The sequence below is a fragment of the Rhodococcus sp. 05-339-2 genome (assembly GCF_002258965.1).
Lineage (GTDB): Bacteria > Actinomycetota > Actinomycetes > Mycobacteriales > Mycobacteriaceae > Rhodococcoides.
This window is the reverse complement of record NZ_NOYW01000018.1, coordinates 298,526-319,047: the sequence shown is the minus strand read 5'-3', so window position 1 is coordinate 319,047 and position 20,522 is coordinate 298,526. Positions and strand designations below refer to the sequence as shown.

Here is a 20,522-nt window from a genome sequence, read left to right as displayed (position 1 = left end):
CGCGCACACTAGGGTGGGAACCGCGTGTGGCACCCCGCACGCAGGCACAATCAGACATCTGTTTTCACAACTTTTAGGAGCGAACAGTGACGATCCGGGTAGGCGTCAACGGCTTCGGCCGCATCGGGCGTAACTTCTTCAGGGCTGTCGACGCGCAGAAGGCGCTCGGTACCACCGACATCGAAATCGTTGCTGTCAACGACCTGACCGACAACGCATCGCTCGCACACCTGCTCAAGTACGACTCGATCCTGGGCCGTTTGCCGCACGATGTCTCGCTCGAGGGCGAAGACACCATCGTCGTCGGTGGCCAGAAGATCAAGGCACTGTCGCTGCGCGAGGGCCCGTCCGCACTTCCGTGGGGTGACCTGGGTGTCGACGTCGTCGTCGAGTCCACCGGCATCTTCACCGACGCTGCGAAGGCCCAGGGTCACATCGACGCCGGTGCGAAGAAGGTCATCATCTCCGCGCCCGCCAAGGGCGAGGACATCACCATCGTGATGGGCGTCAACGACGACAAGTACGACGGCAGCCAGAACATCATCTCCAACGCGTCGTGCACCACCAACTGCCTCGGCCCCATCGCCAAGGTTCTCGACGACGAGTTCGGCATCGTCTCGGGACTGATGACCACGATCCACGCGTACACACAGGATCAGAACCTGCAGGACGGCCCGCACAGCGATCTGCGTCGCGCTCGCGCTGCGGCTCTGAACGTCGTGCCGACCGGCACCGGCGCAGCCAAGGCCATCGGCCTGGTGCTCCCGCAGCTGCTGGGCAAGCTCGACGGCTACGCGCTCCGGGTTCCGATCCCCACCGGCTCGGTCACCGACCTCACCGCGCTGCTGAAGAAGTCGGCCTCCGCCGACGACATCAACGCCGCGATGAAGGCAGCTGCCGAGGGACCGCTGAAGGGCATCCTGAAGTACAACACCGATCCCATCGTGTCCTCGGACATCGTCACCGACCCGCACTCGTCGATCTTCGACGCGCCGCTGACGAAGGTCATCGACGACCAGGTCAAGATCGTCTCCTGGTACGACAACGAGTGGGGCTACTCCAACCGCCTCGCCGACCTCATCGGTCTCGTCGGCAAGTCCCTCTGACACCGATGGCTGTCAAGACACTGCAGGATCTGCTCGATGCCGGTGTCGAAGGCCGTGCCGTCCTCGTGCGATCGGACTTCAATGTCCCGCTCGAGGACGGCACGATCACCGATCCCGGCCGTATCCAGGCGTCGATCCCGACTCTCGAGGCTCTGGTCGAGGCCGGTGCCAAGGTCATCGTCACCGCGCATCTCGGTCGTCCCGACGGTAAGCCCGACGCGAAGTACAGCCTGGCTCCGGTCGCCGCGAAACTCGGCGAGCTGCTCGGACGCCATGTTCAGCTCGCGGGCGACGTCGTGGGTCAGGACGCCGAGGCTCGCGCCGAGGGTCTGACGGACGGCGACGTACTGCTGCTCGAGAACATTCGCTTCGATCCGCGCGAGACCAGCAAGGACGAGTCCGAGCGAGCTGCCCTGGCTCGCGAGCTGGTGGCTCTGGCCGGCGACGACGCGGCGTTCGTTTCCGACGGATTCGGCGTCGTGCACCGCAAGCAGGCGTCGGTCTACGACGTGGCGCAGCTGCTGCCCCATTACGCGGGCACCCTCGTCGCTGCCGAGGTCGAGGTGCTGGCCAAGCTCACCGAGGACGCTGCGCGTCCGTACGCGGTTGTGCTCGGCGGCTCCAAGGTCTCGGACAAGCTCGGCGTCATCGAGGCGTTGGCCCCCAAGGTCGACACCCTCGTGATCGGCGGCGGCATGGCGTTCACCTTCCTTGCCGCGCAGGGATATTCGGTCGGCAACTCGTTGCTGCAGGAGGATCAGATCGGGGTCTGCAAGGACCTGCTCGAGCGCTTCGGCGACGTGATCCACCTGCCCGTCGACATCGTCGTCGGAGACAAGTTCGCGGCGGACGCCGAGGCGAAGACCGTCAAGGCGTCCGAGATTCCGGACGGCTGGATGGGCCTGGACATCGGACCCGACTCGGTCAGTCGTTTCGCTGTCGTGCTCTCGAATGCGAAGACCGTCTTCTGGAACGGACCGGCAGGAGTGTTCGAGTTCGACAAGTTCTCGGCCGGCACCAAGGGCATCGCGGAAGCAATCATCAAAGCCACCGAAAAGGGCGCGTTCAGCGTCGTCGGTGGCGGAGACTCCGCGGCTGCGGTGCGCACCCTCGGACTGCCCGACGACGGCTTCTCGCACATCTCCACCGGCGGCGGTGCATCCCTCGAATACCTCGAAGGCAAGCAGCTCCCCGGCCTATCCGTCCTGGAGGCGTAACGCATGGCACGTAAGCCGCTCATCGCGGGCAACTGGAAGATGAACCTCAACCACCTCGAGGCCATCTCGCTGGTGCAGAAGATCGCATTCTCGTTGCCCGAGAAGTACTTCGACAAGGTCGATGTCACGGTGATCCCGCCGTTCACCGACATCCGGAGCGTCCAGACTCTGGTCGAGGGCGACAAGCTCCTGCTCACCTACGGTGCGCAGGACGTCTCGTCCGAGGACAAGGGTGCGTTCACCGGCGAGATCAGCGGATCGATGCTGGCCAAGCTGGGGTGCACCTTCGTCGTCGTCGGTCACTCCGAACGACGCACGTTGCACAACGAGGACGACGCCGTCGTGCTCGCCAAGACGAAGGCGGCGCTGAAGAACGGACTGACTCCGATCGTGTGCATCGGCGAGGGTCTGAACATCCGCGAGGCGGGCGAGCACGTGGCCTACAACGTCGCGCAGCTCCGCGGGTCACTCGACGGACTGTCGGCCGAGGACATCTCGAAGGTCGTCATCGCCTACGAGCCGGTGTGGGCGATCGGAACCGGCCGGGTCGCGTCCGCGTCGGACGCTCAGGAAGTGTGCGGCGCCATCCGCGAGGAGTTGAAGTCGCTCTCCTCGGGCGAGGTCGCCGCAGGCGTACGCGTGCTCTACGGCGGATCGGTCAACGCGAAGAACGTCGGCGAGATCGTCGGTCAGCCCGATGTCGACGGCGCACTGGTCGGTGGCGCTTCGCTCAAGGCCGACGAGTTCGCCACGTTGTCGGCCATCGCTGCAGGAGGACCCCTGCCCTGATCGGCAACGCTACGACGAACGGTTTTCGGGCACCTCGCTTCGGCGGGGTGTCCGAAGCCGTTCACGGGGCCAGGTAGGCTGCTGAAGGCATCGAATCGAGTTTGAGGTGGACATGGATCTGTTTCTGGATATTCTGCTGGTCATCACCAGCCTGGCACTGATCTTGCTGATCCTGCTGCATCGCGGCAAGGGCGGCGGATTGTCCAGCCTGTTCGGTGGCGGAGTGCAGTCCAGCCTCTCCGGTTCGACCGTCGTCGAGAAGAATCTCGATCGCCTCACGGTCTTCACCGGCATCATCTGGCTCATCGCCATCCTCGGTATCGGTCTGGAGATCAAGTACACCTGATCGAATTCGGCTCCGAGTGCGAGTTGGTGACGGAGCGACGATACTGGGTGGATGAGCGAATCCTCCTACGAGTCAGTCGGTTCCCCAGCCTTCGTCCCACCGACAGCTCAGGGTCGAGAGTTGACAGAGCCTCTCCGTGAGGACATCCGCTATCTCGGCGGTATCTTGGGCGAGATCATTCGCGAGCACGAGGGCGAGGACGTCTTCGACCTGATCGAGGCAGCGCGCGTCGAATCCTTCGCGGTACGCAGATCCGAGATCGAGCGTGACGATTCGGTCGGACGTTACACCGATGTGGAAGTGGCACAGGCAGTTCCACTCATTCGCGCGTTCAGTCACTTCTCGCTGCTGGCCAATCTCGCCGAGGACCTGCACCGCGAACGTCGCCGCGCGATTCACCTCGACCGCCAGGATCCGCCGCAGGACAGCAGCCTCGACGCCACCTGGCTCAAGATCGATGCCGCGGCACCGTCGCGCGAGCAGGTGGCAGCCGCTCTCACCGATGCGTTGGTCGCCCCGGTGATCACAGCGCACCCCACCGAGACACGTCGACGGACCATCTTCGACGTGCAATCGAAGATCACCGAGCTGATGCGTCGCCGCGATGTCGCCGCTGCGGCGGTCGAGGGCAAGGCCGCCAGCGCGGCCAAGGAACTGGCCGCCATCGACGTGCAGATCCGCAGGCAGGTACTGACCCTGTGGGAGACAGCTCTGATTCGGTTGTCGCGGTTGCGAATTCAGGACGAGATCGAGGTCGGCCTCCGTTACTTCGAGTCGTCTCTGTTCGACGTCATGCCTGCCCTCAATGCGGATGTGCGTGCCGCGCTGCGCGCACGGTGGCCCGAGGACGATCTACTGCCGCGCCCCATCCTTCGCCCCGGTTCCTGGATCGGCGGCGACCGCGACGGCAATCCGAACGTCACCGCCGACGTGGTGCACACTGCGACACATCAGGCGGGTTACGTAGCGTTCGAGCACTACCTGGACGAGCTGGTCGCGCTGGAGAAGGAACTGTCGATGTCCGCGCGCCTGGTGGATGTCACCGAGGAGCTCGCGGCTCTGGCCGGCGCATCGGCCGAACCGGACGACCGCCGATCGGACGAACCATATCGGGTCGCGGTGGTCGGCATCCGGGCTCGGCTCACCGCCACCGCCGAGGCGGTGCTCGACGCCGTACCGGTCTCCGGCATCGACCTCGGAGCGCAGAAGTACGACGGCCCGCAGGACATCCTCGACGACCTCGACATCATCGACCGGGCACTTCGTGCGGACGGTGACGCGTTGATCGCCGACGATCGACTGCTCCGGCTTCGACGTTCGGTCGAGACGTTCGGATTCCATCTGCAGGCGTTGGACATGCGGCAGAACTCCGAGACCCACGAAGAGGTGGTCGCCGAGCTGCTGGCCTGGGCCGGTGTTCACCCCGACTACGTGTCCCTCGGCGAGGACGAGCGGGTGTCGGTGCTGTCGCGGGAACTCGCGACCAGGCGGCCGCTAGTCGGCCCCAACGCGCAGCTCAGTGAGCTCGCGACGAAGGAACTGGGCATCGTCAGGGCGGCCAAGGAGGCCATCGACCACCTGGGCCCCGACACCATCCAGAACTACATCATCAGCATGTGCCAGTCGGTCAGCGACATGCTCGAAGCGGCGTTGCTGCTCAAGGAGGCAGGCATCTTCGACCCCGGCACCGACGGTTCGGCACCGACCTCGACCGTCGGTGTCGTTCCGCTGTTCGAGACCATCGAGGACCTCCAGCAGGGCGCGGCGACTCTGCTGGCCACGCTCGACGTTCCGATCTACCGCGCGCTGGTCGCCGGTCGCGGCATGAACCAGGAAGTCATGCTCGGGTACTCCGACTCGAACAAGGACGGTGGATACCTCGCGGCCAACTGGGCGCTGTATCGCGCCGAGTTGGATCTACTCGAGGCATCGCGCAAGACGGGGATCCGGTTGCGGCTCTTCCACGGTCGCGGTGGCACGGTCGGCCGCGGCGGCGGTCCGAGCTACGACGCGATCCTGGCGCAGCCGCCCGGTGTGGTGCAGGGATCCCTGCGTCTGACCGAGCAGGGCGAGATCATTGCAGCGAAGTACGCGGAGCCGTCCTTGGCGCGACGAAACCTCGAGTCCCTGGTTGCCGGAACTCTCGAATCGACTCTGCTCGACGTCGAGGGCCTCGGGGACGGTGCCGAAGCCGCGTACGACATTCTGGACGATCTGGCCGCCAAGGCACGTGCAGCGTACGGCCGTCTGGTGCACGAGGAGCCAGGTTTCGTCGAGTACTTCCGAACGTCGACTCCCGTTGCCGAGGTAGGGGAGCTGAACATCGGCTCCCGTCCGGCATCGCGGAAGCCGACCAACTCGGTGTACGACCTGCGTGCCATTCCCTGGGTGATGTCGTGGAGTCAGTGCCGCGTGATGTTGCCCGGGTGGTACGGAACCGGATCGGCGTTCGAGGAGTGGGTCGGCGACGACGATTCCAGGCTCGAGGTGCTGACCGACCTCTACCGGAAGTGGCCGTTCTTCCAGACGGTTCTGTCCAACCTCGCGCAGGTCATGGCCAAGTCCGATCTGGGCATCGCGGCTCGCTACGCCGAGTTGGTTCCCGACGCCGATCTCCGGGCTCGGATCTTCGGCATGATCGAGGCCGAGCACGCCACGACGGTGCGGATGTACCTGAAGATCACCGGTCACAGTCGACTGCTCGAAGACAATCCGTCTCTCGAACGCTCCGTGCACAACCGATTCCCGTACCTCGAGCCGCTCAATCAGATGCAGGTCGAGATGCTCAGGCGCTACCGAAACGGGGACGACGACGAACGCGTCAAGCGAGGAATCCTGCTGACGATGAACGGTCTCGCGACGGCACTGCGTAACAGCGGCTGACCCGCACGAGGGGCGCGGAACCGGTCGGCGGCGAGAAGCGTCCAACGAGGTATGAGGCAGTGCAGCAACGACACCGATGCCTGGCGCGACGGATCCGCCTACCGTGCGAACGGTAGGCGGATCGATCGCTCGACATCAGGACGTGTTCGGTGCGTCGGCGACTACGACGATGCGTGGCCGGGACGTGACCCCGACGCAGTCGAACCGGACTAGCTCCGGGCTCTCACACCGTGTCCAGCTTGGACGCTGCGCCGGTATCGAGGAACCAGACCGTCGATTCGGTGCCCAGTGCTCCGGCCGACGGGACGTCGTCGGGATCGGCCCCGCCCACCGCAGCAGCGACGGCATCGGCCTTGTTCGCTCCCGAGACGAGCAACCACACGTGCTGCGCGCGGCGGACCGCAGGCAGCGTCAGTGTGATGCGCACCGGTGGGGGCTTGGGGGAGTCCTCGACCGCCACGACGAAGCGGTGCTGTTCGCGCACTGCATCGGTGTGGGGGAAAAGTGAATTGATGTGGCCTTCGCCGCCCATGCCGAGCAGATGGACGTCGAACCGAGGCGTCGGCTCGCCTTCGGATCCGGAATGCAGGATCTGTGCGTACGTTGCCGCGGCAACTTCGGGGTCGCTTCCGTGTGGTCCGTCGGATGCGGCCATCCGGAACACCCGATCCGGATGGACATCGACGTGATCGAGCAGCGCCTCCGAGGCCTGAACTTCGTTGCGCTCGGGATCGCCCGAGGGCAGGAAGCGTTCGTCACCGAAGTAGACGTCCACTCTGCCCCAGTCGATCGAGCCGGAGTCCGAGCGCAGCGCCTCCAGCAATGCGATTCCTGTGCCACCGCCGGTCAGCACCACTGACGCAGATCCTCGCTCGGCCTGCGCGGCGGTGATCACGTCGACGAAGCGCGATCGCGCTGCGTCGACAAGGGCTTGCGCGTCCAGGTACTGGAGTACCGATGTCTTACTCATAGCTCACTTTCGACAGTCCGTTCAAGGCGAGTTCGTAGATCTCGTCCGTGTCGAGTCTGCGCAGTTCCTCGGCGAGGCACTCGCGCGTGTTGCGCCGCGCCAGTGCGACTTCGGCGTCGGGCTGACCGGTACGCCGCAGGGTTGCGGTCTTACCGGTCTGCGGTCGCGTCAGCGAGATGCTGCTGTTCTCCCGGATCAGCTCGACTTTCAGCTCACCCGCACGGCGGTGGACCGGCACGTCCAGCTTCGCGGCCAGCCAACCGGCAAGGATGTCGAGTGCGGGCTCCTCGGCCAGTCCCGACACCGTGGCCGAGACGACAGCCTCGTACGGAGCCTGGTCGAGCGCGGTGGCCAACAGGCCACGCCAGTACGTGATGCGACTCCAGGAGAGATCGGTGTCGCCCTCGGTGTAGCTGCTGAGCCGTCCCTTGATCGTCGCGGTGGTGTCGGGGGAGTTCGTGGCATCGGTGATGCGTCGAATCGCCAAGCGCCCCAACGGATCCTTCGCCGGAACGGTCGGTGCCTCGTCCGGCCACCAGGCCACGATCGGAGTATCGGGCAGCAGGAACGGGATGACGACACTGTGTTCGTGGTCGGCGAGTTCGCCGTTCAGGCGCAACACGACGACCTCCGATGCACCGGCGTCGCCGCCCACCCGGATCTGCGCGTCGAGGCTCGACTCGGCCGACCGATCTCCGTGGATGAGCACGATGACGCGGCACGGATGCTCACGGCTCGCCTCGTTCGCCGCGTCGATCGCTCGTTCGGCCTTGGCCGGATCACGGCTGGCCACGATCAGAGTCAGCACTCGGCCGATGGTCACCGCACCGCCTGCTTCGCGCACCTCCACCAACTTCTTGCCGACCTCGGCCGTCGTCGTGGCGGGGATGTCGACAATCACGGTCTTCTCCATTCGCGTCCGGTGCGGTGCATCATCTCGTCACCCGAGGAGGGCCCCCAGGTACCGGCTTCGTACGGTTCCGCGGTGCCGCCGGAGGCCCAGAACTCCAAGATCGGATCGAGGATCTTCCACGACAGTTCCACCTCGGCATTGACCGGGAACAACGACGGCTCGCCCAGCAGCACGTCGAGGATGAGTCGTTCGTAGGCCTCGGGGGAGGATTCGGTGAACGCCTGGCCGTAGCTGAAGTCCATGCTGACGTCGCGCACCTGCATGCTCGAACCCGGCACCTTGGAGCCGAACCGCATCGTCACGCCCTCGTCGGGCTGGACTCGGATCACCAACGCATTCTGACCGAGTTCCTCGGTCATCGTGGCGTCGAACGGCAGGTGCGGGGCGCGTTTGAACACCATCGCGATCTCGGTGACTCGGCGCCCGAGTGCCTTGCCGGTACGGAGATAGAAGGGCACCCCACCCCATCGCCGCGTATCCACCTCGAGGGTGATGGCGGCGTAGGTTTCGGTGTTCGACTCGGAGTCGAACCCTTCTTCCTCCTTGAGCCCCTTCACTTTCTGGCTGCCCTGCCACCCCGCGGTGTACTGACCGCGCGCCGAGGTTCGATCGAGTGGCTCGGCGAGTTTGGTCGCCGAGAGCACCTTGATCTTCTCCGACTGCAGCTCCTTGGGGTTGAAGCTGACCGGCTCCTCCATCGCGGTGATGGCGAGGAGCTGTAGAAGGTGGTTCTGGATGACGTCGCGGGCGGCACCGATTCCGTCGTAATACCCTGCGCGACCACCCAATCCGATGTCCTCGGCCATCGTGATCTGAACGTGGTCGACGTAGTGCGCATTCCAGATCGGATCGAACAACTGGTTCGCGAAGCGCAGTGCGAGGATGTTCTGCACCGTCTCCTTGCCCAGGTAGTGATCGATGCGAAACACGGTGTCCTCGGGGAACACTCGGTTGACGACGGCATTGAGCTCTTTCGCGCTCTGCAGGTCGTGGCCGAACGGCTTCTCGATCACCACACGTCGCCAGTTGCCGTCCTCGCCCTGCGCCAGACCGGACCGAGACAGCTGCTCCAGAACGACGGGAAAGGCGCTGGGCGGAATGGACAGGTAGAAGGCGTGATTGCCGCCGGTGCCCCGGGTCTCGTCGAGTTCGGTCAGTGTCCGCGACAACTCGTCGAACGCCGCGTCGTCGTCGAACGTTCCCTGGACGAACCGGAATCCTTCGGCGAGGGTGTTCCAGACCTCCTCGCTGAACGGAGTGCGCGCGTGATCGCGCACGGAATCGTGCACGATCTTCGCGAAGTCCTGGTTCTGCCATTCCCGACGGGCGAAGCCGACCAAGGCGAAACCGGGGGGTAGAAGCCCCCGGTTCGCCAGGTCGTACACCGCAGGCATGAGCTTCTTACGCGCGAGATCGCCGGTCACTCCGAAGATGACCATGCTGCACGGGCCCGCTATGCGGGGGAGCCGCTTGTCCCGCGCGTCGCGGAGTGGGTTGACCCAGTCCGCGGAGTGGAGAGGTTCGGTTTCTGCGGTGGGCACAGTCGGTCAGCTCTTCTGACCTGCTTGGCGAAGCTGCTCGCCGGTGGCTTCGAGCAACTCGTTCCAGGCCGCCTCGAACTTCTGGACGCCTTCGTTCTCCAACGTCAGGAAGACGTCGGTGATGTCGATCCCGAGTGCCGAGATGCGGTCGAAGATCTCCTGCGATTCCGGTCCCTTGCCCGAGACGGTGTCGCCGACGATCTCGCCGTGATCGGCAACCGCGTCCATGGTCTTCTCCGGCATCGTGTTCACCGTGTTCGGTGAGACGAGCTCGGTGACGTACATGGTGTCGGGGTAGGCGTCGGACTTCACGCCGGTCGACGCCCACAACGGACGCTGCGGGCGTGCGCCGCTGCCGACGAGCTCGCGGAACCGAGGGGCCACCTCGAAGATCTGCTGGTACGCCACGTACGCCAGACGAGCGTTGGCCAGAGCGGCCTTGCCCTTGAGTGCCTCGGCATCGGGGGTACCGATCGCATCGAGACGGGAATCGATCTCGCTGTCGACGCGGGAGACGAAGAACGACGCGACCGAGTGGATCTTGTCGAGGTCGTGGCCGGCCGCACGCGCCTTCTCCAGACCGTCGAGGTAGGCGTTCATCACCAGCTCGTAGCGTTCGACGGAGAAGATGAGCGTGACGTTGACGCTGATGCCCTCGCCGATCACCTTGGCGATAGCGGGAATCCCGTCCTCGGTCGCCGGGATCTTGATCAGCAGATTCGGACGGTCGACGATCTTCCACAGTTCGACGGCCTGCTCGTACGTCTTGTCGGCGTCGTGTGCCACGCGCGGATCGACCTCGATGGACACGCGGCCGTCGACGCCTGCACTTGCCTCGTACTGAGGCATCAGGATGTCGCAGGCCTCGCGAACGTCGTCCGTGGTGACCGTGCGGATGGTGGTCTCGACGTCGGCACCTTCACCGGCGAGCTTGTTCACCTGCTCGTCGTACGCCTCGCCCTTGCTCAGGGCCGCCTGGAAGATCGACGGGTTGGTGGTCACTCCGACCACACTTTTCGTGTCGATGAGGTCCTGGAGGTTGCCCGAGCGAATGCGATCACGGGACAGGTCGTCCAGCCATACCGAGATTCCGGCGGCGGAGAGTTCTGCAAGATTCTTGTTCTGGGTCATGAATTATCCCTTCACATTGGTGATGGAGCGCTGTGCAGCTGCCGTGACGGCCTCGGCCGTGAAGCCGAACTCGCGGAAAAGTGTTGCAGCGTCGGCAGATTCACCGTAGTGCTCGAGCGAGATGATCTCGCCGAAGCCGCCGACGATCTTCCACCACGGCATCGCGATGCCGGCTTCGATCGACACCCGGGCCTTGACGGTGGGCGGGATCACCTGGTCGCGGTAGTTCTGATCCTGGCTCTCGAACCACTCGACGCACGGCATCGAGACGACGCGGGCGGCGATGCCCTGCGCCTCGAGCTGCTTCTGTGCCTCCACGGCGTACTGCAGCTCGGAACCGGTACCGATCAGCACGACGTCGGGGGTCGCCTTGGACGACTCGACGAGGATGTATCCGCCCTTGGAGACGCCCTCATAGCTGGTGCCCTCGAGAATCGGGATGCCCTGACGCGTCAGCGCGAGGCCGACGGGTCCGCTGCTGCTGGACTTGGCCAACACTGCCTGCCATGCGAACGCGGTTTCGTTGGCGTCGCCGGGGCGTACCACCGAGAGGTTGGGGATGGCCCGCAGCGCGGCGAGATGCTCGACCGGCTGGTGCGTCGGGCCGTCCTCACCGAGGCCGATGGAATCGTGGGTCCACACGTAGATGGGGTCGATGTCCATGAGTGACGCGAGCCGGACCGCAGGCCGCATGTAATCGCTGAACTGCATGAACGTTCCGCCGTATGCACGGGTCGGGCCGTGCATCACGATGCCCGAAAGAATCGCGCCCATCGCATGCTCACGGATACCGAAGTGCAGGGTGCGGCCGTACGGCTCGGCGTCCCAGTCGTCGGTGGAGATGGACGTGGGGCCGAAGGACTTCGCACCCTTGATCGTCGTGTTGTTGCTGCCTGCGAGGTCGGCCGAGCCGCCCCACAGTTCCGGGAGAACAGGTCCGACGGCGTTGAGAACCTCACCGGACGCGGCACGCGTGGCGACGGCCTTGCTGCCGGGCTCCCAGGTGGGCAGAACGTCGGTCCAGTTCTCGGGCAACGTGCCCTTGGTGAGGCGATCGAGCAGCTTCTTGCGCTCGGGCTCGCGGGCGGCCCAGGCGTCGAACTGTACGGTCCACTCGGCGTGGGCCTTGCGACCGCGCTCCTGCAGCTTGCGGGTGTGGCCGATGACCTCGTCGGTGACCTCGAACGTCTTGGCCGGGTCGAAATCGAGGGCCTGCTTGACCTTCGCGATCTCCTCGTCGCCCAGTGCGGCACCGTGGACTGCGCCGGTGTTCATCATGGTGGGGGCCGGGAAGCCGATGATGGTACGCAGCACGATGATCGACGGCTTGTCGGTGACGGCCTTGGCAGCCTCGACGGCTTCTTCGATCGCGGTGACGTTCTCGCCGCCTTCGACCACCTGTACGTGCCAGCCGTAGGCCTCGTAGCGCGCGGCCGTGTTCTCGGAGAGAGCGATGTCGGTGGAGTGCTCGATGGAGATCTTGTTGTCGTCGTAGAACAGGATCAGGTTGCCGAGCTGCTGAGTGCCGGCCAGAGACGACGCCTCGGACGTCACGCCTTCTTCGATGTCTCCGTCGGAGGCGATCACGTAGATGTAGTGATCGAACGGGCTCTCACCGAGTGCGGGCTCGGGATCGAACAGACCGCGCTCGCGCCGCGCCGCCATGGCCATGCCCACGGCGGAGGCGAGTCCCTGACCGAGCGGGCCGGTGGTGATCTCGACGCCGTCGGTGTGGCGGAACTCGGGGTGTCCGGGAGTCTTCGACTTGTAGGTGCGCAGTGCCTCGATGTCGGCGAGCTCGAGACCGAAGCCGCCCAAGTACAGCTGCAGGTAGAGAGTCAGGCTCGAGTGCCCGCACGAGAGCACGAACCGGTCGCGGCCGATCCAGTGCGTGTCGGTGGGGTCGTGGCGCATGGTGCGCTGAAAGAGGGTGTAGGCGAGGGGAGCCAGGCTCATCGCGGTTCCGGGGTGGCCGTTGCCGACCTTCTGCACTGCGTCCGCTGCCAGAACACGAACGGTGTCGACCGCTCGGGTGTCCAGGTCCGTCCAGTCGCTCGGGTGGTGCGCCGTGGTGAGGACGTCAATATCGTCTGTGATCGACACGAGCAGAAATCTCCTGACATTCGTTCGAGTTGTGGCTCCGGGGAATCGTCGCCCGGCGGCGACTGCAATGCGCCTGGGTGGAGCACGCATGTGGTCGGTGCCGAAGGACGTCCTCCACCAGCCTAGTTCTGTCCGACCCTACTGTCGTGCCTTCCCCCGGGCGATTGCGCGCGGGTTACTCGTAGGCGACGTATTCCTCACTTTGGGTGCCCTGCGAATTGGAGGTGCAAACCCCGCCGTCTACCATCGGTCGTAGTAGGCGCACGGTCGTCGGCTCCCGCGGTTGTGGTCGCGGAGTTGCCCGTGCGCGCAGGCGCCGAAGTGTCGCCGTCGAGAGACAACCCGCGTGCCGGTGGCGCGTGAGCAAGTGGCCGAGCGCCAGAGAACGACAGTCGTGCGAGGAGACGCAGTGCGAATTGGGCAGCAGCCGGGCGGACACGGTTTCGCCGGCGGCCCCGGATTCGGAGCAGACGAGACAGGTGAGCCGACGCAGGCCGCGCCGGCGACGTCCGCCCCACGTAGAGCATTCGCACTCTTTCTTGCGTATGTCGCGCTCACGAAGCCCCGGGTCATCGAACTCCTCCTCGTCACGACCATTCCGGCGATGTTGCTGGCCGACCGGGGAAACGTCGATCCGTGGCTGATCCTCACCACCCTCTTCGGCGGAATGCTGGCCGCGGCCAGTGCCAACACGCTGAACATGGTGGTCGACGCAGACATCGACAAGGTGATGAAGCGCACCGAGAAGCGCCCGCTCGCCCGCGGTGCCATGCCCGTCTCGCACGCGCTGATCTTCGGGCTCGTACTCGGTGTGTTCTCGTTCTTCTGGCTGTGGGCCACCACGAATCTGCTCAGCGGTGTGCTCGCCGTCGTCACCATCTGCTTCTACATTTTCGTCTACACGCTGGTGCTCAAGCGGCGCACCTCGCAGAACGTGGTGTGGGGTGGCGCGGCCGGTTGCATGCCGGTGATGATCGGCTGGTCCGCTGTGACCGGCACGATCGGGTGGCAAGCGCTGGTGATGTTCGTGGTCATCTTCCTGTGGACGCCGCCGCACACCTGGGCGCTCATGCTCCGCTACAAGGAGGACTACCAGGCGGCCAACGTACCGATGCTGCCTGCGGTCGCGTCGGAGACGAAGGTCACCAAGCACATCGTGCTGTATGCGTGGGCCACCGTTGCCGCAACACTTGCGTTGGCACCGGGCTCGGGCATCGTCTACGCGGCCGTCGCCGTGGCGTCGGGAGTGTGGTTTCTCGTCGTCGCACACCGCCTGTACGCAGGCGTGCGAGCGGGAACTCCGGTCAAGCCACTGAAGCTGTTCATCCTCTCCAACGAATACCTGGCACTGGTGTTCTGCGGCCTGGCCGTCGACTCGGTCCTCGGCTGGCAGACGCTCGCCCAGCTTCTCTCCTGAGCGAGCGTCACCCGACGGATCGGTCAGGGAACGAGCACGATCGATCCCGTCGTTCGGCGTGACTCCAGATCGATGTGGGCCTGCGCGGCGTCCTCCAGCGCGTATCGAGCGCCGACCTCGACCGTGAGCGCGCCACGCGATATCGCCCCGAACACATCTCCGGCCCGCCACTCGAGCTCGGCCCGGTCCCGTATGTGGTGGGCGAGTGTCGGCCTGGTGAGGAACAGCGATCCTGCGCCGTTCAACCTCTGCGGGTCCAGGGGCGGGACCGGACCGCTCGCCGCTCCGAACAGGGCCAACGTCCCTCTGATCCGCAGCGACGCCAGACTTGCCTCGAACGTGTCGGCACCGACGCCGTCGTACACCGCATGGACACCCTCGCCGTCGGTGATCTCGCGCACGCGAGCAGCGATGTCCTCTTCGTAGCGCAACACGTGGGCGGCACCGGCCTGCGCGGACCGCTCGGCCTTCGCATCCGTGGAGACCGTGGTGATGACGTTCACTCCCTTCGCCACCGCCATCTGCGTCAGCAACAGTCCGACGCCACCTGCGCCGGCGTGCACGAGGACGGTGTCACCCTGCTGGGCCGGGTAGGTGGATTCGATCAGGTAGTGCGCCGTCATACCCTGCAGCAATGCCGAGGCGGCCTGATCGGCAGGAACGCCCTCGGGAACCGCGATGGCCGACGAGGCGTCGACCAGTACGTATTCCGCGTAGCTGCCCGGCGCTGCGGCCCAGGCGACGCGCTGTCCCGGTGCGAAGTCGGTGACGTCCGTTCCGACCTGTTCGATCACCCCGGATCCCTCGTCGCCGGGAACGTACGGCAGCGCGCGTGGATACAGACCGCGTCGAAAGTACGTGTCGATGTAGTTGATGCCGACGGCCTCGATCCGGACCAGTAGTTGAGCCGGTCCCGGCGTCGGTATCGGAATGTCGACGACGTTCATGACCTCGGGTCCGCCGGTGTTGTCTATTCGAATGGCACGCATGAAACCGTTCTACACGGGCGCGTCACACTCGGGTACACGGATCCGGGTAACACACGCACGCGGCCGAAGTTACCGATCAGTAACGACTCGACGGGTGGATGCGGGCGACGTGGACGGCCTCGGTATCGTGTCGGCATGGCTACCGAAATCGACAGCGCGGGCATCGAGAAGAACGAGTCGAACGAGGTTCCGAAGGGAACACTCGCGGCCGTGAAGAGCTTTCTCGCCGACCACGGCAACTCCGCCAACGTGGTGATCCAGCCGATCGGTCGAGCAGGAACTCGGCTCACCATGGTCGGTGCCGACGGCGTACTGGGCGACCAGGTGGTGGCGACGACCGCCATCGCCCGCGCGATCGTCGACGGTCTCGACCAGTTGACCGAGGCCGAATGGGACCGTGAGCTGGTCAGTTCGGTCAATCCGGCCCCAGGACACTACGAGAAGATGGCCGGGTGGGTGGCCGGTCAGAAGAAGTTCCCGGAGGCGCGCAACCAGGCGATCGTCTGAGCGGAGAAAACTGCGGAAATTCCTTCGATCCGGCGGGAACCATCTCGGTACCCGATGCGTCGAAGTCAGTGGAGGGGCAGTCGGCCATCTGAGGGGGAGGCCGGCTGCCCCTCCACCCTGTTCGAAGCTCGACCGATCGTCACGAGCGAACTGCGACGTCCTCGGTGGTCTCGACCGTCTCGGTCGCCACCGGGCCGCGAGTGCGGCAGGCCGCCCAGACTGCAGCGGTGGCGGCGGTACATGCGCCCGCACCGGCCACGTGGAAGGCGACGAGCACGGCCGGAACCCCGGTGAAGTACTGCACCAGTCCGATAAGAGACTGCGCCAGCACCAGGCCGATCAGGACGTTGAGTCGGAACGTGACCGCCTTCGGCGCACGAACCGCATACAGCGCGAATGCCAATCCGACGAGCAGGGCCAGGTAGCCGACCAGGAACTGAGAGTGTGCGTGCACCAGCGTCACGATCTCGATACCGAGACGCGGTACCGGTTCCTCGATGCTCTTGTCGCCCGCGTGCGGGCCGGCTCCGGTCACCATGGTGCCCGCGATCAGCACGCCCGTCAGAGCGATCCCGGACAGCCCCGTCAGCGCTCGCAGAGCACCCGGCACCGTCGGCGTGGACTCGGCCGGCGCATCGCTCTCGCCGACCTTGGCGTACAGCAACGTGGCCAGCCACACCATGGCCATCGAGACGACGAGGTGAACGGCTACCGTCCACCACAGCAGTCCGGTCAGCACCGTGAATCCGCCGATCACGGCCTGTACGACGGTACCGAGCGGCATCAGCCACGCGAAGAACAGCACTTCCCGACGCCGCCGTGCCCTGGTGACGGCGATGACGACCGCTGCGGCCGCGAGAACGACCACGAACGTGAGCAGACGGTTGCCGAACTCCACGGCCTGGTGCAGAACGGGGACCTCGGACACCCCGACGGGTGTGAAGCTACCGGGAAAGCACTGCGGCCACGTGGGGCACCCGAGTCCGGAACCGGTGACACGAACGACGGCACCGGTGACAGCGATGCCACCCTGCGTCAGGATCGCGATGAATGCCAGCACCCGCTGCACTCGAAGCGAGGGCACGGGCAGGATATCGACGACGCGCAAGAACGCTCTGTACAGCACCCCTCGATGGTAAACGCCGATCAACTACACAGCGTCGTTGGGTAGTGACCGTCGTTGGGTGGCGAGCCCCGCTCAGGTGAACTTGAACGTGCGTACCGCGAGGGTGCCGCACACCGCAGCCCACACCAGCAGTACGACCACACCGAAGATGTCGAAGGACGAGGACACACCTCTGCTCAGTGCCTCACCGAGCGCGCCGGACGGCACGATGCGTGCGACGTTCTGCAGTCCCTGGGGGATCTGGTCGTCCACGAACACCGCGCTGCCGATGCCGAGCATCACGAACCAGGCGATGTTCGCCAGCGCCAACACGATCTCGGCGCGCAGGGTGCCGCCGAGCAGCAGTCCCATCGACGCGAAGGTGACGGTTCCCAGAGCGATGATGACGGCCCCGAGCAACAGACCCGTCGCGCTCGGGCGCCATCCGAGAGCGACGCCGATCGAGCCGAGCAGAATCGATTGCAGAATCACCACGATCACCACGGCGGCGGATTTGCCGCCGATGATGCCCCACCGCGGAAGGGGTGTCGCCCCGAGTCTCTTGAGCGCGCCGTAGCGGCGATCGAAGCCGACAGCGATCGCCTGGCCGGTGAACGCCGTCGACATGATGGCCACCATCATCACGGCCGGGACGACGCGGGCCACTCGGTCGGCACCGAGTTCGCCGAAGGGCAGCAGGGTCAATCCGATCAGCAGGGTGATCGGGATGAACATCGTCAGCAGCAACTGTTCACCGTTGCGCAGCAACAACTTCAGTTCGAGGCGGGTCTGTGCGAGCAGCATCCGCGCAGCCGAGGCGGGCTGCGGGCGAGGCGCGAACAGGCCTGTCTCGAATCGGTTGTCGGCGAGCCGGGCTTCTCTGCGCACGGTCACTTCCTCAATTCTCTGCCGGTCAGTTCGAGGAACACGTCCTCGAGGCGGCGCTGGTCGACCTGCAATTCGGTGGCCAACACGTCCTGCTGTGCGCACCAGGACGTGACGATCACCAGAATCTGCGGCTCGATCACACCGGAGACCACATAGGAGCCGGGCGTCGGTTCCGACGGTACGTAACCCGGGGGGAGTGCCGCGTCGAGCATGGACAGTTCGAGTCCCGGGGGTGCGGTGAAGCGCAGTTGGCCCTCGGCACCCTGCTTGGTCAGCTCGGAGGGTGTGCCCGAGGCGACGACGCGGCCGTTGTCGATGATCGTCAGCCGATCCGCGAGCTGCTCGGCCTCGTCCATCAGATGTGTCGTGAGCAGTACGCCGACACCGTCGCGGCGCAGGGCGTCGATCAATTCCCACACCAGCAGCCGGGCCTGGGCGTCGAGCCCGGCGGTCGGTTCGTCGAGGAACACCAGTTCGGGCCGCCCGACGATGGCGCAGGCCAGAGCCAGCCGCTGCTGTTGCCCACCGGAGAGCCGCCGGTACGGGGTGCGGACGGCAGAGGTCAGGCCGAGGCAGTCGAGCAGCCACGCCGGGTCGAGTGGATCGGCCGAGTACGAGGCGACGAGTTGGAGCATCTCGCCTGCCTTGGAACCGGGGTACGCACCTCCGCCCTGGAGCATGACGCCGATGCGTGGCCTCAGCTGCGCCGACTGCGCCACGGGGTCCAGTCCGAGGACCCGGACCGAGCCGCTGTCGGGTACGACGAACCCCTCGCACATCTCGACGGTGGTGGTCTTTCCGGCACCGTTGGGGCCCAGCAGCGCGAGAACCTCGCCGGGGCCGATGTTCAGGCTCAGTCCGTCGACGGCACTGACACCGTCGTACGACTTGCGTACGTCGGTCAGCTGTACGACAGGTTGCGCCGCGTCGGACGTCCCGGAGATCACGAGGACTCAGCGTATTCGTCGCTGCTGCGGTCGCGTTCCGGTGGTCCGGTGCGGATGGGCCACGGCATCCGGTTTCGCGTGAGCAGATAGAGCACCGCGATCGTCAGGATGGTCACGACGGCGGCCTGCACGATCTGGAACGGTTGGTACTCACTGCCGTTCGGCATGAGGATCACGCTCACCAACGACGAGAAGGCGATGGCCGGACGCCTGAACGAGGGAGTCGTGGCCCACGCCGCCAGCGGAATGACCGCCCACAGCAGGTACCAGGGTTGCACCACCGGGAACAGCAGGACGACGGCTCCGAGTGCGACGCCGAGTGCGCCGACCGGATGCAGGCGGCCACGCAGGACGGCGATGAGCATGCGGACGACGATGATTCCCGCGACGACGGCTGCGATCGGGCGAGTGAGACCCAACACAGCGGTGGTGTGGTCGCCGAGGCCCAGGAGCACACCGACGAATCCGGTGCCGAGACCGAGGATCGTGGGGATCGACATCCAGCTGCGCACCACTCCGGCAGTTCCCAGAGTGTTGATCCAGCCGAAGCCGAGACCGCTGCCCAGGCTCACCGCCACCTGGACCGCGATGGCGATCGAGCCGAGCAGGAGCGCCGCGTGGATCACGGATCGCAGGGTCCCGCCCCACCGCCTCGACAGCGCCATCCCCACGAAGCCGAGAGCGATGAGCGAGGGAATCTTGATCGCGGACGACAGTGCGATCAGGCCTGCTCCGCCGACGAGGAACGCGATGTCGGTACCGCGTAGCGCTCCGGAGTGCTCGATCGCGCGAAGCGCCAGTTCGGTACCCGCCAGCATGAGCCCGATCATCAGGGCTTCGTTGTGGATACCGGCCACCAGGTGGAACAGCACCAACGGGTTCGCGGCGCCGAGCCACAGTGCCGTGACCGACGCGACCCCGCAGCGCCGAGCCAGACGTGGCAGCGACCAGACGATCAGCGCTACTCCCGCCAGAGCGAGCAGGCGATGGAGGAAAATGCCGGCGACGATGTTCTCGCCGGTCAGGTACGTGATTCCACGGCCCATCCACAGGAACAGCGGACCGTAGGGTGCCGGGGTCTCCCGCCAGATGTTCGGAACCGTTCGGGTCAGTACGTTGTCGGCCCCGAGCGCGTCGACCGGACCGACCTCGTACGGGTCGAGTCCGCGCGCGGTGATCTCGCTCTGTGCCAGGTAGGAGTAGACGTCACGCGAGAACATGGGCGGTGCCACGGACAACGGCAGGATCCACAGCAGCAGCGTGCGGTCCATCTGGGAACGAGTGAGTCGACGCGGAGTGGTTCCCGATCGCGTTCGTCCCAACGCAAATCTTCCCAACAGCAACCACGCGAGCACCACGATGACGGTTCCGGTCATCGTGACGGTCAGTGCGGTGGTCGCCATTCGGGACGGCAAGCTCAGCAGTCGGACACCCGCGATCGGGTTCTGCAGCACCGGCTGCGCGCCCGCGCCGAGGGCACCGATCGCCATCAGCAGCGCACCCGCGGCACCGAAACGACGGATGTTCCTGAGTTGGTTCGTCTCCGAGGGGTTCAGCCCCGGTGCCTCCTGCTCGTCTCCGTGCAGGGTGGCGACCGCCCCGCCGGGAGGCGTCGGCTCCAGGCCGATGACTCGACGGGCGGGGACCACGACGAACCGCTGGACGAGCGC

At 65.6% G+C, this 20,522-nt stretch carries 17 protein-coding genes; 7 read left to right on the top strand and 10 right to left on the bottom strand.

What is annotated here, in order from left to right:
• Positions 1-86: 86 nt before the first annotated feature.
• From gap to ppc, 5 genes are all read left to right on the top strand, one after another.
• Positions 87-1,106 carry a type I glyceraldehyde-3-phosphate dehydrogenase gene (gene gap / locus CH273_RS19175; RefSeq protein WP_032398006.1) on the top strand — a complete coding sequence of 340 codons (1,020 nt, stop codon included), beginning with the start codon at positions 87-89 and terminating at the stop codon, positions 1,104-1,106.
• A gap of 5 nt (positions 1,107-1,111) precedes the next feature.
• A complete protein-coding gene (locus tag CH273_RS19170) occupies positions 1,112-2,323 on the top strand; it encodes a phosphoglycerate kinase (RefSeq protein ID WP_032398007.1) in 1,212 nt (403 codons plus the stop codon).
• A gap of 3 nt (positions 2,324-2,326) precedes the next feature.
• Positions 2,327-3,112 carry a triose-phosphate isomerase gene (gene tpiA / locus CH273_RS19165; RefSeq protein ID WP_032398008.1) on the top strand — a complete coding sequence of 262 codons (786 nt, stop codon included), beginning with the start codon at positions 2,327-2,329 and terminating at the stop codon, positions 3,110-3,112.
• 112 nt (positions 3,113-3,224) lie between these two features.
• Entirely contained in the window at positions 3,225-3,458 is a 234-nt protein-coding gene (gene secG / locus CH273_RS19160) for a preprotein translocase subunit SecG (protein WP_032398009.1), read from the top strand.
• A 51-nt stretch (positions 3,459-3,509) separates the two neighbouring features.
• Positions 3,510-6,341, top strand: a complete 2,832-nt coding sequence (gene ppc / locus CH273_RS19155) for a phosphoenolpyruvate carboxylase (RefSeq protein WP_032398010.1) — start codon at positions 3,510-3,512, stop codon at positions 6,339-6,341.
• A 223-nt stretch (positions 6,342-6,564) separates the two neighbouring features.
• Here ppc and pgl read toward each other — a convergent pair whose 3' ends face one another.
• The 5 genes from pgl to tkt are packed head-to-tail and all read right to left on the bottom strand — an operon-like array spanning position 6,565 to position 12,999.
• Complete coding sequence (gene pgl, locus CH273_RS19150) at positions 6,565-7,311, bottom strand: 6-phosphogluconolactonase (RefSeq protein WP_032398011.1); 747 nt, start codon at positions 7,309-7,311, stop codon at positions 6,565-6,567.
• Positions 7,304-8,212, bottom strand: coding sequence for a glucose-6-phosphate dehydrogenase assembly protein OpcA (gene opcA / locus CH273_RS19145; RefSeq protein ID WP_176459282.1), 909 nt, complete (start codon positions 8,210-8,212; stop codon positions 7,304-7,306). Before opcA ends, pgl begins: the two co-directional genes overlap by 8 nt.
• Positions 8,209-9,765, bottom strand: coding sequence for a glucose-6-phosphate dehydrogenase (zwf, locus tag CH273_RS19140; RefSeq protein WP_032398013.1), 1,557 nt, complete (start codon positions 9,763-9,765; stop codon positions 8,209-8,211). Before zwf ends, opcA begins: the two co-directional genes overlap by 4 nt.
• A 6-nt stretch (positions 9,766-9,771) precedes the next feature.
• Positions 9,772-10,896 carry a transaldolase gene (tal, locus tag CH273_RS19135; RefSeq protein WP_032398014.1) on the bottom strand — a complete coding sequence of 375 codons (1,125 nt, stop codon included), beginning with the start codon at positions 10,894-10,896 and terminating at the stop codon, positions 9,772-9,774.
• A 3-nt stretch (positions 10,897-10,899) separates the two neighbouring features.
• The gene (tkt, locus tag CH273_RS19130; protein ID WP_032398015.1) at positions 10,900-12,999 is read right to left on the bottom strand and encodes a transketolase; all 2,100 of its coding nucleotides are present in this window, start codon (positions 12,997-12,999) and stop codon (positions 10,900-10,902) included.
• A 409-nt stretch (positions 13,000-13,408) separates the two neighbouring features.
• Between tkt and CH273_RS19125 the strand changes: the two genes are divergently transcribed.
• Positions 13,409-14,416, top strand: coding sequence for a heme o synthase (locus CH273_RS19125; protein ID WP_032398451.1), 1,008 nt, complete (start codon positions 13,409-13,411; stop codon positions 14,414-14,416).
• Between the two features lie 23 nt (positions 14,417-14,439).
• On the opposite strand, the gene CH273_RS19120 is transcribed toward CH273_RS19125, so the two are convergent.
• Positions 14,440-15,405 carry a quinone oxidoreductase family protein gene (locus tag CH273_RS19120; RefSeq protein WP_032398016.1) on the bottom strand — a complete coding sequence of 322 codons (966 nt, stop codon included), beginning with the start codon at positions 15,403-15,405 and terminating at the stop codon, positions 14,440-14,442.
• A gap of 135 nt (positions 15,406-15,540) precedes the next feature.
• Between CH273_RS19120 and CH273_RS19115 the strand changes: the two genes are divergently transcribed.
• Complete coding sequence (locus CH273_RS19115; RefSeq protein WP_032398017.1) at positions 15,541-15,912, top strand: hypothetical protein; 372 nt, start codon at positions 15,541-15,543, stop codon at positions 15,910-15,912.
• A 139-nt stretch (positions 15,913-16,051) separates the two neighbouring features.
• Here the strand turns inward: CH273_RS19115 and CH273_RS19110 are convergent, their stop codons facing one another.
• The 4 genes from CH273_RS19110 to mptB form a co-directional block, all read right to left on the bottom strand.
• Complete coding sequence (locus CH273_RS19110; RefSeq protein WP_032398018.1) at positions 16,052-17,038, bottom strand: COX15/CtaA family protein; 987 nt, start codon at positions 17,036-17,038, stop codon at positions 16,052-16,054.
• A gap of 72 nt (positions 17,039-17,110) precedes the next feature.
• Entirely contained in the window at positions 17,111-17,905 is a 795-nt protein-coding gene (locus CH273_RS19105) for an ABC transporter permease (protein WP_371828407.1), read from the bottom strand.
• A gap of 2 nt (positions 17,906-17,907) precedes the next feature.
• The gene (locus tag CH273_RS19100; RefSeq protein WP_032398020.1) at positions 17,908-18,852 is read right to left on the bottom strand and encodes an ABC transporter ATP-binding protein; all 945 of its coding nucleotides are present in this window, start codon (positions 18,850-18,852) and stop codon (positions 17,908-17,910) included.
• Positions 18,849-20,501: a polyprenol phosphomannose-dependent alpha 1,6 mannosyltransferase MptB gene (mptB, locus tag CH273_RS19095; protein WP_094638043.1), complete on the bottom strand. Its 1,653-nt coding sequence runs from the start codon at positions 20,499-20,501 to the stop codon at positions 18,849-18,851. The genes CH273_RS19100 and mptB overlap by 4 nt, the downstream gene beginning before the upstream one ends.
• Positions 20,502-20,522: the final 21 nt, after the last annotated feature.

Excerpts from the sequence above, each read along its gene's own strand:
- CH273_RS19170 (WP_032398007.1), top strand. The coding sequence starts at position 1,112 with ATGGCTGTCAAGACACTGCAGGATCTGCTCGATGCCGGTGTCGAAGGC.
- tpiA (WP_032398008.1), top strand. The coding sequence starts at position 2,327 with ATGGCACGTAAGCCGCTCATCGCGGGCAACTGGAAGATGAACCTCAAC.
- secG (WP_032398009.1), top strand. The coding sequence starts at position 3,225 with ATGGATCTGTTTCTGGATATTCTGCTGGTCATCACCAGCCTGGCACTG.
- ppc (WP_032398010.1), top strand. The coding sequence starts at position 3,510 with ATGAGCGAATCCTCCTACGAGTCAGTCGGTTCCCCAGCCTTCGTCCCA.
- pgl (WP_032398011.1), bottom strand. The coding sequence starts at position 7,311 with ATGAGTAAGACATCGGTACTCCAGTACCTGGACGCGCAAGCCCTTGTC.
- tal (WP_032398014.1), bottom strand. The coding sequence starts at position 10,896 with ATGACCCAGAACAAGAATCTTGCAGAACTCTCCGCCGCCGGAATCTCG.
- CH273_RS19120 (WP_032398016.1), bottom strand. The coding sequence starts at position 15,405 with ATGCGTGCCATTCGAATAGACAACACCGGCGGACCCGAGGTCATGAAC.
- CH273_RS19115 (WP_032398017.1), top strand. The coding sequence starts at position 15,541 with ATGGCTACCGAAATCGACAGCGCGGGCATCGAGAAGAACGAGTCGAAC.